Annotated in this window: 15 protein-coding genes; 12 read left to right on the top strand and 3 right to left on the bottom strand. The window is 62.0% G+C overall.

The window, feature by feature from the left end; all coding sequences use genetic code 11:
• Positions 1–249: 249 nt before the first annotated feature.
• The 7 genes from glyA (at position 250) to fdhA (ending at position 9,112) form a co-directional block, all read left to right on the top strand.
• Positions 250–1,503 carry a serine hydroxymethyltransferase gene (gene glyA / locus PSH87_RS26160; RefSeq protein WP_017738444.1) on the top strand — a complete coding sequence of 418 codons (1,254 nt, stop codon included), beginning with the start codon at positions 250–252 and terminating at the stop codon, positions 1,501–1,503.
• Positions 1,504–1,525: 22 nt separating this feature from the next.
• Positions 1,526–2,776, top strand: coding sequence for a sarcosine oxidase subunit beta (locus tag PSH87_RS26155; protein WP_010207084.1), 1,251 nt, complete (start codon positions 1,526–1,528; stop codon positions 2,774–2,776).
• 15 nt (positions 2,777–2,791) lie between these two features.
• On the top strand, positions 2,792–3,094 hold the full coding sequence (locus PSH87_RS26150) for a sarcosine oxidase subunit delta (protein WP_017738445.1): 303 nt from the start codon (positions 2,792–2,794) through the stop codon (positions 3,092–3,094).
• Positions 3,091–6,108, top strand: coding sequence for a sarcosine oxidase subunit alpha (locus PSH87_RS26145; protein ID WP_305431619.1), 3,018 nt, complete (start codon positions 3,091–3,093; stop codon positions 6,106–6,108). Before PSH87_RS26150 ends, PSH87_RS26145 begins: the two co-directional genes overlap by 4 nt.
• A gap of 124 nt (positions 6,109–6,232) precedes the next feature.
• Positions 6,233–6,865 carry a sarcosine oxidase subunit gamma gene (locus PSH87_RS26140; RefSeq protein ID WP_017738447.1) on the top strand — a complete coding sequence of 211 codons (633 nt, stop codon included), beginning with the start codon at positions 6,233–6,235 and terminating at the stop codon, positions 6,863–6,865.
• 10 nt (positions 6,866–6,875) lie between these two features.
• On the top strand, positions 6,876–7,733 hold the full coding sequence (gene purU / locus PSH87_RS26135) for a formyltetrahydrofolate deformylase (RefSeq protein WP_016977808.1): 858 nt from the start codon (positions 6,876–6,878) through the stop codon (positions 7,731–7,733).
• Between the two features lie 179 nt (positions 7,734–7,912).
• Positions 7,913–9,112 (top strand): formaldehyde dehydrogenase, glutathione-independent, encoded by a 1,200-nt coding sequence (gene fdhA / locus PSH87_RS26130; protein ID WP_026137006.1) that lies wholly within the window; start codon positions 7,913–7,915, stop codon positions 9,110–9,112.
• 75 nt (positions 9,113–9,187) lie between these two features.
• Here fdhA and PSH87_RS26125 read toward each other — a convergent pair whose 3' ends face one another.
• Together PSH87_RS26125 and PSH87_RS26120 are read right to left on the bottom strand one after the other, a co-directional pair.
• The gene (locus tag PSH87_RS26125; protein WP_017738450.1) at positions 9,188–9,865 is read right to left on the bottom strand and encodes an anti-sigma factor domain-containing protein; all 678 of its coding nucleotides are present in this window, start codon (positions 9,863–9,865) and stop codon (positions 9,188–9,190) included.
• Positions 9,862–10,488 (bottom strand): sigma-70 family RNA polymerase sigma factor, encoded by a 627-nt coding sequence (locus tag PSH87_RS26120; RefSeq protein ID WP_305431617.1) that lies wholly within the window; start codon positions 10,486–10,488, stop codon positions 9,862–9,864. The genes PSH87_RS26125 and PSH87_RS26120 overlap by 4 nt, the downstream gene beginning before the upstream one ends.
• A gap of 151 nt (positions 10,489–10,639) precedes the next feature.
• On the opposite strand from PSH87_RS26120, the gene PSH87_RS26115 reads away from it, so the two are divergent.
• Positions 10,640–11,212, top strand: coding sequence for a DUF2780 domain-containing protein (locus PSH87_RS26115; RefSeq protein ID WP_305431616.1), 573 nt, complete (start codon positions 10,640–10,642; stop codon positions 11,210–11,212).
• 186 nt (positions 11,213–11,398) lie between these two features.
• On the top strand, positions 11,399–12,316 hold the full coding sequence (locus PSH87_RS26110) for a hypothetical protein (protein WP_305431614.1): 918 nt from the start codon (positions 11,399–11,401) through the stop codon (positions 12,314–12,316).
• Positions 12,317–12,360: 44 nt separating this feature from the next.
• Here the strand turns inward: PSH87_RS26110 and PSH87_RS26105 are convergent, their stop codons facing one another.
• A complete protein-coding gene (locus PSH87_RS26105; RefSeq protein WP_305431612.1) occupies positions 12,361–13,239 on the bottom strand; it encodes an acyltransferase in 879 nt (292 codons plus the stop codon).
• 174 nt (positions 13,240–13,413) lie between these two features.
• Between PSH87_RS26105 and PSH87_RS26100 the strand changes: the two genes are divergently transcribed.
• From PSH87_RS26100 to creC, 3 genes are read left to right on the top strand one after another with little or no spacing between them, the layout of a single operon-like run.
• The gene (locus tag PSH87_RS26100; RefSeq protein WP_017738455.1) at positions 13,414–13,914 is read left to right on the top strand and encodes an ATP-dependent zinc protease; all 501 of its coding nucleotides are present in this window, start codon (positions 13,414–13,416) and stop codon (positions 13,912–13,914) included.
• A gap of 9 nt (positions 13,915–13,923) precedes the next feature.
• Positions 13,924–14,592 carry a two-component system response regulator CreB gene (creB, locus tag PSH87_RS26095; protein ID WP_257781218.1) on the top strand — a complete coding sequence of 223 codons (669 nt, stop codon included), beginning with the start codon at positions 13,924–13,926 and terminating at the stop codon, positions 14,590–14,592.
• On the top strand, positions 14,592–16,031 hold the full coding sequence (gene creC / locus PSH87_RS26090) for a two-component system sensor histidine kinase CreC (protein WP_305431611.1): 1,440 nt from the start codon (positions 14,592–14,594) through the stop codon (positions 16,029–16,031). The genes creB and creC overlap by 1 nt, the downstream gene beginning before the upstream one ends.
• The last annotated feature ends 44 nt before the right edge of the window (positions 16,032–16,075 follow it).

The raw sequence follows: 16,075 nt of genomic DNA, 5'->3' as shown, positions 1-16,075 counted from the left end.
CCTGTGGGAGCTGGCTTGCCTGCGATGCAGACACCTCGGTCTATCAGCAAAACAGTGGTGATGCCATCGCAGGCAAGCCAGCTCCCACAAGAGCCCATTCCCACATTTGTTTCGGTGTTGTTCGCGCCATGTCGTAAACGCACCTTTGCGTGGCGTGCGTAGGCATTTGATCTACCAGCGCCAGCCCTACCATCGCATCAAAGGGCCCTGCACCGGGCCTCAACAATACGAAAGGCTGGGAGAGACGCGATGTTCAGCAAACAAGACCAGATCCAGGGATATGACGACGCACTGCTGGCGGCCATGAACGCCGAGGAGCAGCGCCAGGAAGATCATATCGAGCTGATCGCGTCAGAGAACTACACCAGCAAACGTGTGATGGAAGCGCAAGGCAGCGGCCTCACCAACAAATACGCCGAAGGCTACCCGGGCAAGCGCTACTACGGTGGCTGCGAGCATGTGGATAAAGTCGAGGCCCTGGCCATCGAGCGCGCCAAGCAGCTGTTCGGCGCCGATTATGCCAACGTGCAGCCGCACTCCGGTTCGTCCGCCAACAGCGCCGTGTACCTGGCGCTGATCAATGCCGGCGACACTATCCTCGGCATGAGCCTGGCCCACGGCGGTCACCTGACCCACGGCGCCAAGGTGTCGTCCTCGGGCAAGCTGTACAACGCGGTGCAATATGGGATCAACACCGACACCGGCCTGATCGACTACGACGAAGTCGAGCGCCTGGCGGTCGAGCACAAGCCGAAAATGGTCGTGGCCGGTTTCTCTGCCTACTCCAAGACCCTGGATTTCCCACGCTTCCGTCAGATCGCCGATAAGGTGGGTGCGCTGCTGTTCGTCGACATGGCCCACGTCGCCGGCCTGGTTGCCGCTGGCCTGTACCCGAACCCGCTGCCGTACGCCGATGTGGTCACCACTACCACCCACAAGACCCTGCGCGGTCCACGGGGCGGCCTGATCCTGGCCAAGGCCAACGAAGAAATTGAAAAGAAACTCAACGCTGCCGTGTTCCCCGGTGCCCAGGGCGGCCCGCTGATGCATGTCATCGCCGGCAAGGCCGTGTGCTTCAAGGAAGCGCTGGAGCCAGGCTTCAAGGCGTACCAGCAGCAAGTGATCGACAACGCCCAGGCCATGGCCGAGGTGTTCATCAAGCGCGGGTATGACGTGGTGTCCGGCGGTACCGATAACCACCTGTTCCTGGTCAGCCTGATCCGTCAGGGCCTCACCGGCAAAGAGGCCGACGCTGCCCTCGGTCGCGCCCACATCACCGTCAACAAGAACGCCGTGCCGAATGACCCGCAGTCGCCGTTCGTGACCTCGGGCCTGCGTATCGGCACCCCGGCGGTGACCACCCGTGGTTTCAAAGTGCCGCAGTGCATCGAACTGGCTGGCTGGATCTGCGACATCCTCGACAACCTCGGCGACGCCGATGTCGAGGCCAACGTGGCCAAGCACGTGTCTGCCCTGTGCGCTGATTTCCCGGTTTATCGCTGAGCGCGGTTTTGGAGTAATGACTATGCAACGCTACTCGGGCTTCGGCCTCTTCAAGCACTCCCTCAGCCACCACGAAAACTGGCAGAAGATGTGGCGCACGCCGACCCCCAAGAAGGTCTACGACGTGGTCATCGTCGGCGGCGGCGGGCATGGTCTGGCGACCGCCTACTACCTGGCCAAGGAGCACGGCATCACCAACGTGGCCGTGGTCGAGAAAGGCTGGCTGGGCGGCGGTAACACCGCGCGCAACACCACCATCGTGCGTTCCAACTACCTGTGGGACGAGTCGGCGCACCTGTACGAACACGCGATGAAACTGTGGGAAGGCCTGTCCCAGGACCTGAACTACAACGTGATGTTCTCCCAGCGTGGCGTGTACAACCTGTGCCACACCCTGCAAGACATCCGTGATTCCGAGCGCCGCGTGAGTGCCAACCGCCTCAACGGCGTGGACGGTGAGCTGCTCAACGCCAAGCAGGTGGCGGACGAGATCCCGTACCTGGATTGCTCGAAAAACACCCGCTACCCAGTGCTCGGCGCCACCGTGCAACGCCGCGGCGGCGTGGCCCGTCACGATGCCGTGGCGTGGGGCTTTGCCCGTGCTGCCGACGCCCTCGGCGTGGACTTGATCCAGCAGACCGAAGTGATCGGCTTCCGCAAGGAAAACGGTGTGTGCATCGGCGTGGAAACCAACAAGGGCTTTATCGGCGCCAAGCGCGTCGGTGTGGTCACCGCCGGTAACTCCGGGCACATGGCCTCGCTGGCGGGCTTCCGCCTGCCGATCGAATCCCACCCGCTGCAAGCGTTGGTGTCGGAGCCGATCAAGCCGATTATCGACAGCGTAATCATGTCCAACGCCGTACACGGTTACATCAGCCAGTCCGACAAGGGCGACCTGGTGATCGGCGCCGGTATCGACGGCTACAACGGCTACGGCCAGCGTGGTTCGTACCCGGTGATCGAACACACCATCCAGGCCATCGTCGAGATGTTCCCGGTGCTGTCCCGCGTGCGCATGAACCGGCAGTGGGGCGGCATCGTCGACACCACGCCGGACGCGTGCCCGATCATCTCCAAGACCCCGGTACCGAACATGTTCTTCAACTGCGGTTGGGGTACCGGTGGCTTCAAGGCCACCCCGGGCTCAGGCAACGTGTTTGCCGCCAGCCTGGCCAAGGGTGAAATGCACCCGTTGGCCGCACCTTTCTCCATCGACCGTTTCCACAACGGTGCGTTGATCGACGAACACGGCGCTGCGGCCGTCGCCCACTAACAGGAGAAATTTCCTATGTTGCATATCTTCTGTCCTCACTGTGGCGAACTGCGCTCCGAAGAGGAATTCCACGCGTCCGGCCAAGCGCACATCCCGCGCCCGCTGGACCCGAATACCTGCACCGATGAACAGTGGGGCGACTACATGTTCTTCCGCGACAACCCGCGCGGCCTGCACCACGAACTGTGGATTCACGCCGCCGGTTGCCGCCAGTACTTCAACGCGACCCGCGACACCCTGACCTACGAAATTCTTGAAACCTACAAGATCGGTGAGAAGCCACAATTCACCGCCAAGGCCTCTGGAGAGAAGGTATGAGCCAGACCAATCGCCTGTCCAACGGTGGCCGGATCGACCGTAACAAAGTCCTGACGTTTACCTTCAACGGCCAGACCTACAAGGGCTTTGAAGGCGACACCCTCGCCGCAGCCCTGCTGGCCAACGGCGTCGATATCATCGGCCGCAGCTTCAAGTATTCGCGCCCGCGCGGCATCTTTGCCGCCGGCGCCGAAGAGCCGAACGCGGTGCTGCAGATCGGCGCCACCGAAGCCACCCAGATCCCCAACGTGCGCGCCACGCAACAGGCGCTGTACCAGGGCCTGGTCGCCACCAGCACCAACGGCTGGCCGAACGTCAACACCGACGTGATGGGCATTCTTGGCAAGGTCGGCGGCAAGCTGATGCCGCCGGGTTTCTACTACAAAACCTTCATGTACCCGCAATCGTTCTGGATGACGTACGAGAAGTACATCCGCAAGGCTGCCGGCCTTGGCCGCTCGCCGACCGAGAACGACCCGGACACCTACGACAACTTCAACCGTCACTGCGACGTGCTGGTGGTCGGCGCAGGCCCTGCAGGTTTGGCGGCTGCCCTGGCGGCTGCACGTAGCGGTGCCCGCGTGATCATCGCCGACGAGCAGGAAGAGTTCGGCGGCTCGCTGCTGGATTCCCGTGAAAGCCTCGACGGCAAGCCGGCCACTGAGTGGGTCGCCAGCGTCATTGCTGAATTGAAAGCCCTGCCCGACGTGGTGCTGCTGCCCCGCGCCACCGTCAACGGCTACCACGACCATAACTTCCTGACCATCCACGAACGCCTCACCGACCACCTCGGTGACCGTGCGCCGATTGGTGTGGTGCGCCAGCGTATCCACCGTGTTCGCGCCAAGCGTGTGGTGCTGGCGACGGGTGCGTGCGAACGTCCACTGGTGTACGGCAACAACGACGTGCCGGGCAACATGCTGGCCGGCGCGGTTTCGACCTACGTGCGTCGCTACGGCGTGGCACCGGGCAAGAAGCTGGTGCTGTCGACCAACAACGACCATGCCTACCGTGTTGCGCTGGATTGGCTCGACGCCGGCCTGCAAGTGGTCGCCGTGGCCGATGTGCGTCACAACCCACGCGGCGCATTGGTTGAAGAAGCCCGCGCCAAAGGTATTCGCATCCTCACCGGCAGCGCCGTGGTCGAAGCCCGTGGCACCAAGCGCGTGACCGCTGCTCGCGTCGCTGCGATTGACGTCAAGGCCCACAAAGTCACCAGCCCCGGCGAGTGGCTGGACTGCGACCTGGTAGCCAGCTCCGGCGGCTACAGCCCGGTGGTCCACTTGGCTTCGCACCTGGGCGGCAAGCCGACCTGGCGTGAAGACATCCTCGGTTTTGTACCGGGCGAGGCACCGCAGAAACGCGTGTGTGTCGGTGGTATCAACGGCGTCTACGGTCTCGGTGATTCCCTGGCCGATGGTTTTGAAGGCGGCGTGCGCGCAGCCAGCGAAGCTGGTTTTGCGCCGGTCGAAGGCACCTTGCCAAAAGCCCTGAGCCGCTTGGAAGAGCCGACCCTGGCGATCTACCAAGTGCCCCACGACAAACCAACCGCACGGGCACCGAAGCAATTCGTCGACCTGCAAAACGACGTGACCGCCGCCGCCATCGAACTGGCGACCCGCGAAGGTTTCGAGTCGGTGGAGCACGTCAAGCGCTACACCGCGCTGGGCTTTGGTACCGACCAGGGCAAGCTGGGCAACGTCAACGGCCTGGCGATTGCTGCGCGTTCGTTGAACGTGGCCATCCCGCAGATGGGCACCACCATGTTCCGCCCGAACTACACGCCGGTGACGTTTGGCGCGGTAGCCGGTCGTCACTGTGGGCACATCTTCGAACCCGTCCGTTACACCGCCCTGCAAGCCTGGCACGTGAAGAACGGCGCCGAGTTTGAAGACGTCGGCCAGTGGAAACGCCCGTGGTACTTCCCGCGCAACGGTGAAGACCTGCACGCTGCGGTGAAACGCGAATGCCTGGCCGTGCGCGACAGCGTTGGTCTGCTGGATGCGTCCACCCTCGGCAAGATCGACATCCAGGGCCCGGATGCCCGCGAGTTCCTCAACCGCATCTACACCAACGCCTGGACCAAGCTCGACGTGGGCAAGGCGCGCTACGGCCTGATGTGCAAGGAAGACGGCATGGTCTTCGATGACGGCGTCACCGCCTGCCTCGCCGACAACCACTTCCTGATGACCACCACCACCGGCGGCGCGGCCCGCGTACTGCAGTGGCTGGAAATCTATCAACAGACCGAGTGGCCAGACCTCAAGGTGTACTTCACCTCGGTCACCGACCACTGGGCCACCATGACCCTGTCCGGCCCCAATAGCCGCAAGCTGCTGGCCGAAGTCACCGACATCGACCTGGACAAGGACGGCTTCCCGTTCATGACCTGGAAAGAAGGCCTGGTGGGTGGCGTGCCGGCGCGGGTGTTCCGGATCTCGTTTACCGGTGAGCTGTCGTACGAAGTCAACGTGCAGGCCGACTACGCCATGGGCGTGCTGGAAAAAATCGTCGACGCCGGCAAGAAGTACAACCTGACCCCGTACGGCACCGAAACCATGCACGTATTGCGGGCCGAGAAGGGCTTCATCATCGTCGGCCAGGACACCGACGGCTCGATGACTCCGGACGACCTGAACATGGGGTGGTGCGTGGGGCGTACCAAGCCGTTCTCGTGGATCGGCTGGCGCGGCATGAACCGTGAAGACTGCGTGCGTGAAGAGCGCAAGCAACTGGTGGGCTTGAAGCCGGTGGATCCGAAAGTGTGGCTGCCGGAAGGCGCGCAGTTGGTGTTCGATCCGAAGCAGTCGATCCCGATGAAGATGGTCGGTCACGTGACCTCAAGTTATGCCCACAACTCCCTCGGCTATTCGTTCGCGATGGGCGTGGTGAAGGGCGGCTTGAAGCGCATTGGCGAGCGGGTGTTCTCACCGCAGGCGGATGGCAGCGTGATCGAGGCGGAGATTGTGTCTTCGGTGTTCTTTGACCCGAAAGGCGATCGCCAGAACATCTGATGGACCGAGTCGCCTGCATCGCAGGCAAGCCAGCTCCCACACTTGGAATGCATTCCCTTGTGGGAGCCGGGCTTGCCCGCGATGAGGCCAGAACAGACACCACAGCATTCAGAACAGGTGCTTTATGACAGCAGCCAATGTTTACCAACAACGCCCAACCACCGGGGCCAAGGCCGAGTCGTCGCTGCACCATGCCGACCTCGCCAGCCTGGTCGGCAAGGGCCGCAAGAACGCCGGCGTGACCGTGCGCGAAAAGAAACTCCTGGGCCACCTGACCATTCGTGGTGATGGCCATGACGCGGCCTTTGCCGCCGGTGTGCACAAGGCACTGGGCATCGAACTGCCAAGCGCGTTGACCGTGATCGTCAAGGGCGACACCAGCCTGCAATGGCTCGGCCCGGATGAGTGGTTGCTCATCGTGCCCAGCGGTGAAGAATTCGCCGCCGAACAAAAGCTGCGTGACGCCCTGGGTGAGTTGCATATCCAGATCGTCAACGTCAGCGGCGGCCAGCAGATCCTTGAACTGAGCGGCCCGAACGTACGCGATGTGCTGATGAAGTCCACCAGCTACGACGTGCACCCCGACAACTTTCCGGTGGGCAAGGCCGTGGGCACGGTGTTCGCCAAGTCGCAACTGGTGATCCGCCACACGGCCGAAGACACCTGGGAACTGTTGATTCGCCGTAGCTTCTCGGACTACTGGTGGTTGTGGTTGCAGGACGCGTCCGCCGAGTTCGGCCTGAGTGTCCAAGCCTGAGGAATACCTTATGAGCCGCGCCCCTGATACATGGATTTTGACCGCCGACTGCCCCAGCGTGCTCGGCACGGTGGACGCGGTCACCCGCTACCTGTTCGAGCAGGGTTGCTACGTCACTGAGCACCATTCGTTCGATGACCGGCTTTCGGGCCGGTTCTTCATCCGCGTGGAGTTCCGCCAGCCGGACGGTTTTGACGAACAAGGTTTCCGCGACGGCCTGGCCACGCGCGGTGAAGCCTTCGGCATGATCTTCGAGCTAACGGCGCCGAACTACCGGCCAAAAGTGGTGATCATGGTCTCCAAGGCCGATCACTGCCTCAACGACCTGTTGTACCGCCAGCGCATCGGCCAACTGTCGATGGACGTGGTCGCAGTGGTGTCCAACCACCCCGATCTGAAGCCGTTGGCCGACTGGCACCAGATTCCCTACTACCATTTCCCCCTCGACCCCAACGACAAGCCATCGCAGGAACGTCAGGTGTGGCAGGTGGTGGAAGACACCGGTGCGGAACTGGTGATTCTTGCGCGCTACATGCAAGTGCTGTCGCCGGAGCTGTGCCGCAAGCTGGATGGCAAGGCGATCAATATCCACCACTCGTTGTTGCCAGGGTTCAAGGGCGCCAAGCCCTATCATCAGGCGTACAACAAGGGTGTGAAACTGGTCGGCGCGACGGCGCACTACATCAACAACGATCTGGACGAAGGCCCGATCATCGCCCAGGGCGTGGAGGTGGTGGACCACAGTCACTATCCCGAGGATTTGATTGCCAAGGGGCGCGATATTGAAGGGCTGACGTTGGCCCGGGCCGTTGGGTATCACATTGAGCGGCGGGTTTTCTTGAACGCCAATCGGACGGTGGTGCTCTGACTGACGCTATCGCGGGCAAGCCCGCTCCCACATTTGGAATGCGTACGCCTGTGGGAGCTGGCTTGCCTGCGATGAGGCCCCAACAAACAACCCAAGAAACAGCATCTGTACCCGAGCATTTAACGCGCTGCCCACCCAAGGGCAACGCAGTTCCATAAAAACAACAGCGAGGTGAAAGCATGTCTGGTAATCGTGGTGTCGTGTATCTCGGCAACGGCCAAGTCGAAGTACAGAAAATCGACTATCCCAAAATGCAGGACCCCCGTGGCAGGAAGATTGAGCACGGCGTCATCCTGCGCGTGGTCTCCACCAATATCTGCGGCTCCGACCAACACATGGTGCGCGGCCGCACCACTGCGCAGGTCGGCCTGGTGCTCGGTCACGAGATCACGGGCGAAGTGATCGAGATGGGCAGCGGCGTCGAAAACCTGAAAATCGGCGATCTGGTCTCGGTACCGTTCAACGTTGCCTGCGGTCTGTGCCGCTCCTGCAAAGAACAACACACCGGCGTGTGCCTGAGCGTCAACCCGGCCCGCCCGGGCGGTGCCTACGGCTACGTGGACATGGGCGACTGGACCGGTGGCCAAGCCGAATACGTGCTGGTGCCGTACGCCGATTTCAACTTGCTGAAACTGCCGGACCGCGACAAGGCCATGGAAAAAATCCGTGACCTGACGTGCCTCTCCGACATTCTCCCAACGGGCTACCACGGCGCCGTAACTGCCGGCGTTGGCCCGGGCAGTACCGTCTACATTGCCGGTGCGGGACCGGTCGGCCTGGCCGCTGCCGCCTCTGCGCGCCTGTTGGGTGCGGCCGTGGTGATTATCGGCGACGTCAACCCGATCCGCCTGGCCCACGCCAAGGCCCAGGGTTTCGAGATTGCCGACCTGTCCACCGACACCCCGCTGCACGAACAGATCGCCGCGCTGCTGGGCGAGCCGGAAGTGGACTGCGCGGTGGATTGCGTGGGCTTCGAAGCGCGTGGCCACGGGCATGACGGCGTCAAGGCCGAAGCGCCGGCCACCGTGCTCAACTCGCTGATGGGCGTGGTGCGCGTGGCGGGCAAGATTGGTATCCCGGGCCTGTACGTCACCGAAGACCCGGGTGCCGTGGATGCCGCCGCGAAGATGGGCAGCCTGAGCATTCGCTTCGGTCTGGGCTGGGCCAAGTCCCACAGCTTCCACACCGGGCAGACGCCGGTGATGAAGTACAACCGCCAACTGATGCAGGCGATCATGTGGGACCGGCTCAACATCGCCGACATCGTTGGCGTGGAGGTGATCAGCCTGGATCAAGCGCCACGTGGCTACGGTGAGTTTGACGCGGGCGTGCCGAAGAAGTTTGTGATTGATCCGCACAAGCTGTTCAGTGCGGCGTAACCCCTAGAGCCTGGAAAAAGCGACCGATAGGTCGCTTTTTTTTGCCGGGCTGGATGTGTAAACGCCAGTCGTTTATCAGCGAGTTGCCAGTGCGCCCTGGTACAGCACGGGACCCGTAGGCTGGCCGGTCGGTGAGCCGCCGCGTGGCTCCAGGCTGACCGCCAGGGTCAGCGGTTGGGTGAGCAAGGCTTGCTGCGCCCGATTGAGCGGGATCCGACCTTTGCCGCTGCCAGGCACCAGGCCTAGGGAGATCGGCTTGCCGCCGCCTGGAATCGCCCACAGCTCCAGGTCTCGCGCCGGTTCCACGGCGGCCAGGGTCAGCGCCTCGACTTGCAGATGATCGCCCACCGCCTGGACCCGCAACGCCGGTTCCTGGCTGGCGTTGACCAGCGTGGCGTTGTACGTCACGCCCGGATCGCGCGGGTACAGCACGCCTACCAGCAACGCCACGCCCACTGCGCATGCGGCCGCCAGCAAGCGTACATTCCTCCACATCGGCTTCCTCACCGGCAGATGCAGCACCTGCGGTTCGATGCGCGCCTGGATGCCTGCCCATACGTGGTCAGGTAGCGGATGTTCAGGCAGCGTGCCGGTCAGGCTGGCCAGGGCATCCTGCCAGTGGCCGAGTTCGACTCGCAGTGCTGGATCTTCCAGCAACAAGCGGTCGAATCGACGACGAGCGGTAGCCGGCATCAGCCCGATGGCGTAGTCGGCGGCGAGCGCCCGGCGCAGTGGTGTGGTTTGGTAGTTCATGATTCAAGGCACCTGCGCAGGCGCTCCATGCCGCGACGGATCCAGGATTTGACCGAGCCCAGGGGCGCGGCCATATGCTCGGCCAGCTCCGCGCACGACAGGCCCTTGAAGTAAGCCACGCTGATGGACTGGCGTTGCAGGCCGTCGAGGCTATCGAGGCAGCGGTTCAGGGCATGGGCATCGCGTTCGCGGTCGAGTTGTTCGTGGGCGCTGGGGCTGTCGTCGAGCATCGCATCCTGCTGACCGTCGGCCAGGGGCTGTTCGCGGCGTTTGCGCAGTTGGTCGATGGCCAGGTTGCGGGTGATGTTGACCATCCAGGTCATCGGCGCCGCCAGGTGGGCCTCGTAGCGCGAGGCGTTGTACCAGATGCGCACGAAAGCCTCTTGCAGCACTTCTTCAGCCAGGTCCGAGCGCCCCATGAACCGCAAGGCAACACCGTGCAGACGCGGTGAAACACTGCGGTACAGGGTTTCGAACGCCTGGCGGTTGCCCAGGGCGCATTGGGCCAGTAAAGGCCGCAATGGGTCAGCATCGTTGATGGAAATAGGGCTTCTCCAAGCACTCGGACGAGAGCGACGGAACTGCGCACGGTAGGCAGAGGGTAGTTCAGCTCTTGCATTCATTCCATCCGACTCCGGGCGGTGCATACCCGATATACGCAGGGGCAGGCCATTCGGATGCAGCTTTTTCTGAACTAATCTTGAAGTGGGAACATTCCTTCGGGAGTGTCAGTCAAACGCCTGCTTTTAGCTCCTACATCCAGAGGTTGTTTCAATGAAGATTTCACGCGGTTTTGCCCTTTCCTGCCTGATGACCGTGGCCGCCAGCCCGGTATTTGCCGCAGGTTTCAGCCTCGGCGATGTGGCCAACGCCGTTTCCGGTGCCCAGGGCGGCAACAATAAGGCGGCTGCCGCAGCGCCAAGCTCCCAGACCGCTGGCCTGCTGAGCGCACTGACCTCGCAGCTGAATGTCACCCCTGAGCAAGCCGTCGGCGGCACCGGCGCCATGTTGGGCCTGGCCAAGAACCAACTGAGCAGCAGCGATTACTCGCAACTGGGCAAAAGCGTACCGGGCCTGGATCAACTCTCGGGGAGCAATTCCCTGGGCAGCCTTGGTGCCTTGAGCGGCATGCTCGGGCAGAGCGGCGGCAGCAAGACCAGCGGCCTGGACGGCCTGCTGGGTAACGTGAAGAGCACCAACGACCTGAACACCGCATTCAGCGCCTTGGGCATGGACAGCGGCATGATCGGCCAGTTTGCGCCGGTGATCCTGCAATACCTGGGTGGCCAGGGTGCCAGCAGTTCTGTCTTGGGCAAATTGGCCCAGGCATGGGGTACGGGCGGTTGATCTTGAGGAATGTGCTTTCTAGCGCTGATGTGATTGTTCATTGTGAACAGTGATTGTCACCGCAATCAGTTGTAGCAAAGCACGAGGAACGGTAGGAGAACTGCCGGCCACCAAGCAGTACCTTTCGCAGGCCACGTTTTACGTCGCTTGCGTGAGGGATAACTCAACTGACTTAGTGGTGATCTGATGACTTCTATTAACAACTCGCTGCAAACAGCACTTCAGAGTCTATATGCTCAGCTCGGCAGTAATATGCAGAGCAACACCCAGTCTATGAAGGCTGACCCCAATGTGTTGCATAACCTGGGATTGAGCGCGGATCTCGTAGCAAACCTACGACAGGATCTGAATGCTGTGACGCATGGGTCGAATCCTGATCGGGCACTCAATAACCTGCTGACTGGGCTGCAACACCTCTCTCGTTCTACCGGCGCATCCGCCAAAGAGTGGCCCGCTGACAAAGAACTCCCAGCCGGTACCAAGGGTATGAGTTTCGTGAAGGGTGAAGAGGGCAAGCCTTTTGTCGTGGGTGAAGACGGCAAGCCTGTTTACGTGGGTAAGGACGGCAAGCCGGTTACCGACGCCAAAGAGTGGCCCGCTGACAAAGAACTCCCAGCCGGTACCAAGGGTATGAGTTTCGTGAAGGGTGAAGAGGGCAGGCCTTTTGTCGTGGGTGAAGACGGCGAGCCTGTTTACGTGGGTAAGGACGGCAAGCCGGTTACCGACGCCCAAGAGTGGCCCGCTGACAAAGCACTCCCAGCCGGTACCAAGGGTATGAGTTTCGTGAAGGGTGAAGAGGGCAGGCCTTTTGTCGTGGGTGAAGACGGCGAGCCTGTTTACGAGAGTGAAGACGGCAATTCATCCGAAGTGCCTTTCGGAGTGAACAAGGGATCGAACCTGCCTTTGGGTACTGCCGCTGGCCATGTGATTTCGGATCTCAAGACACTACTGGACGCTGAGGCTGCTGGAAACGATATCTCGTCGTCATTGGCAAACTTGCGCTCGTCCTTAAAGCAGCTTCTTGATAATCCCACTCTGACTAACGACCCTGAGCAGGTGCGCAATGCTTTGCGCAAAAGCATTGAGGCGCACGCTAATCAATAGTTTCGAGGCGATAGGGGTCAATAGCCCTGCCGGCTTTGGCGCTTTCATTTGAGAAGTTCTTGAATGCGTCGATCCTTCTCCCTCCAGAGCTGGTTTACCCAGCTCTGGACGGTCTGGCGAAACGCCGGATCATTTTCGTAATCCCCTTGCCACAACGCCGGGTCCAGTTCACGGGTCTGGATATCAATGATCACTTTCGGCACCGCGCCGCTGATCAAGTCCCAGAACCCCGGAATCTTCGCCTCTGGATAAACCACGGTGACGTCAAGGATCGCATCCAGCTGTTCACCCATCGCCGCCAGGACAAACGCCACGCCGCCCGCCTTGGGCTTGAGCAAACGCGTGAACGGCGAGTTCTGCTGCGCCCGCTTGGCATCTGTGAATCGCGTCCCCTCCAGATAATTGACCACCGTCACCGGCTGGCGCTTGAACAGCTCGCACGCCTGCTTGGTGATCTGCAAATCCTGCCCCGCCAGCTCCGGGTGCTTGGCCAGGAATGCCTTGCTGTAGCGCTTCATGAACGGGTAATCCAGCGCCCACCACGCCAGGCCGAGGAAGGGCACCCAGATCAGTTCTTTTTTCAGGAAGAATTTGAAGAACGGCGTGCGCCGGTTCAGGGCCTGGATCAGCGCCGGGATATCCACCCAGGATTGGTGATTGCTGATGACCAGGTAGGACGTGTCGGTGCGCAAGTCGCCGCCGCCGCGAATGTCCCATTGGGTGGGGATGCAGCGGGCGAAGATCAGCTTGTCGATCTCGGCCCAGGTCTCGGCGATCCACATCACCGCCCACGACATGGCGTCGCGCGAGCGGCCGGGGGCGACCAGTTTGAGCAGGGCAAACACCATCAACGGACCGATCAGGACCAGGGTGTTGAGCAACAGCAGCAGGGTGACCAAACAGCCGGTGAGCAGGCGGCGCATAAGCAACTCTTGGATTCTTGTGGGCGGGCCATGATAAGCAAGGTGAGTCTAGAGGCCAAATCGCAAAGCACCGGACGAATGTTTCACAATGCGGCCGGTATGGTTGAAGCGAGCTAACTAACCCGCGCTTTTGCGGTCTAGAATCCGCCTACTTCTTTCCGAGGATATCCCTTCGTGAAATTGTTACTTGCTGCGTTCGCCCTGGTTGCCGTGCCCGTCATGGCCGCCGAACCGACCCTCTACGGTCGTTACGAATACATCCAACTGCCGGAGATCGGCCAGACCTTCAAGGCCAAGATGGACACCGGCGCCCTGACCGCCTCGCTCTCTGCGCGCAACATCGAAACCTTCCAGCGTGACGGCGACGATTGGGTACGCTTCCGCCTCGGTGGCAAGGACGCGTCCGATAAGGTCTTCGAACACAAAGTCTCGCGCATCAGCAAGATCAAGAGCCGCGCCGACGAAGACGACGACAAGGACGAGGCCACAGTGGCCAAGCGCCCGGTGATCGACCTGGAAATGTGCCTGGGCAACGTCAAGCGCACCGTCGAGGTCAACCTCACCGATCGCAGCAGCTTCAACTACCCGCTGCTGATCGGCGCCAAGGCCCTGCGTGAATTTGGCGCAGCGGTAAACCCGGCCCGTCGTTACACTGCGGACAAACCGGACTGCTGACAGACCCCCATGCCCCACATCCTGATTGTCGAAGACGAAGCGGCCATAGCCGATACGCTGATATTCGCCCTGCAAGGCGAGGGCTTCACCACCACCTGGCTGAGTCTCGGCCAGGAGGCGCTGGCCCATCAGCGCCAGACCCCGGCCGACCTGATTATCCTCGACATCGGCCTGCCCGATATCAGCGGCTTTGAAACCTGCAAGCAACTGCGCCGTTTCAGCGAAGTGCCGGTGATGTTCCTCAGTGCCCGCGACGGTGAAATCGACCGCGTGGTGGGCCTGGAAATCGGCGCCGACGACTATGTGGTCAAGCCGTTCAGCCCACGGGAAGTGGCGGCACGGGTCAAGGCGATCCTCAAGCGCGTCGGCCCCGGTGTGGCACCGGCGCTGTTCCAGGTCGACCTGGAACGCATGCAGATTACCTATCGCGGCCAGCCGCTGAGCCTGACCCGCCACGAATTCCGCCTGCTGCAAAGCCTGCTGGAGCAGCCTGAGCGCGTGTTCAGCCGCGAGCAATTGCTGGACGCGGTCGGCGTGGCGGCGGATGCCGGCTATGAGCGCAATATCGACAGCCATATCAAAAGCCTGCGCAGCAAGCTACGCAGCGTGGCGGCCGACGCCGAGCCGATCCAGACCCATCGCGGCCTCGGCTACAGCTACAGCCCGAGCCACAGCTGATGCGCCTGGGGCTGCGGATCTTCCTGGTGTATGCGCTGTTTATCGGCTTCACCGGCTACTTTGTGCTGAGCACGGTGATGAAGGAAATCCGCCCCGGCGTGCGCCAGTCCACCGAAGAAACCCTGGTGGACACCGCCAACCTGCTCGCCGAGATCCTGCGCGATGACGTGAAGAACGGCACCCTCGGCCAAAGCCACTGGCCCGAATGGCTCAAGGCCTACGGCAATCGCCAGCCGGGGGCGACCATCTGGGGGTTGCCGAAAAACCAGGTCAACCACCGCATCTACGTGACCGACGCCAAGGGCATCGTGCTGCTCGACTCCACGGGCGAGGCGGTGGGCCAGGACTATTCCAAGTGGAACGACGTGTACCTGACCCTGCGCGGCGAATACGGTGCGCGTTCCACCCGCAGTGCGGAGGACGACGCCACGTCGTCGGTGATGCACGTCGGCGCGCCGATCCGCGACAACGGCGAGATCATCGGCGTGGTCACCGTGGCCAAGCCCAACAGTTCGTTGCAGCCCTATGTGGACCGCACCGAGCGGCGCCTGCTGTGGTACGGCGCCGGGCTGGTGGTGCTGGGCCTGTTGCTCGGGGCGTTGTTGTCGTGGTGGCTGACGGTCGCGTTGCGTCGCCTCACGGCGTATGCCGAAGCCGTCAGCGAAGGCCGCCGTGCCGAGTTGCCGCATTACCGTGGCGGTGAGTTGAAGCAGTTGTCCACCGCCGTGGAGCACATGCGCACGCAGCTGGAAGGCAAGGCCTACGTCGAACATTACGTGCACACCCTGACCCATGAATTGAAAAGCCCGCTGGCGGCGATTCGCGGCGCGGCGGAGCTGTTGCAGGGTGATATGAGCCGTGAGCAGCAGCAGCGGTTTGTCGGCAATATCGACAGCGAAAGCGCGCGCTTGCAGCAGTTGATCGAACGCCTGTTGAACCTGGCGCAGGTGGAGCAGCGCCAGGGCCTGGAAGAACAGTCGAGCATCCCGCTGGCGGCGATGGTCGAGGACATGCTCGCGGCGCAATGTGCGCGGATCGAGCGAGCAGGTTTGCAGGTGGAACAGTTGATTGCTGCCGATGTGAAGGTCTACGGCGAGCCGTTCCTGTTGCGCCAGGCCCTGGGCAATCTGCTGGACAATGCGTTGGATTTCACGCCTGCGGGCGGCACCTTGACGTTCAGCGCGCACGCGCAGCACAACGACGTGCACATCCGCGTGTTCAACCAGGCGGCGCCGATTCCCGACTACGCCCTGCCACGCCTGAGCGAGCGCTTCTACTCGCTGCCACGCCCGGCCAGCGGGCGCAAAAGCACGGGCCTGGGCCTCAACTTTGTCGAAGAAGTGGTGAAGCTGCACGGCGGCACCTTGCAGATCGGCAACGTACCCGGCGGCGTGCAAGTGGTGCTGCATCTCCACACAGTCTCCACATTGCCCACATAAACCCCCCACACAGGCTGCCCAGACTCGCCCCATCAAAACAGGGA

The organism is Pseudomonas sp. FP453 (assembly GCF_030687495.1).
Lineage (GTDB): Bacteria > Pseudomonadota > Gammaproteobacteria > Pseudomonadales > Pseudomonadaceae > Aquipseudomonas.
Note: the sequence above shows the minus strand (reverse complement) of the source record. Positions and strands in the feature narration are given on the sequence as shown.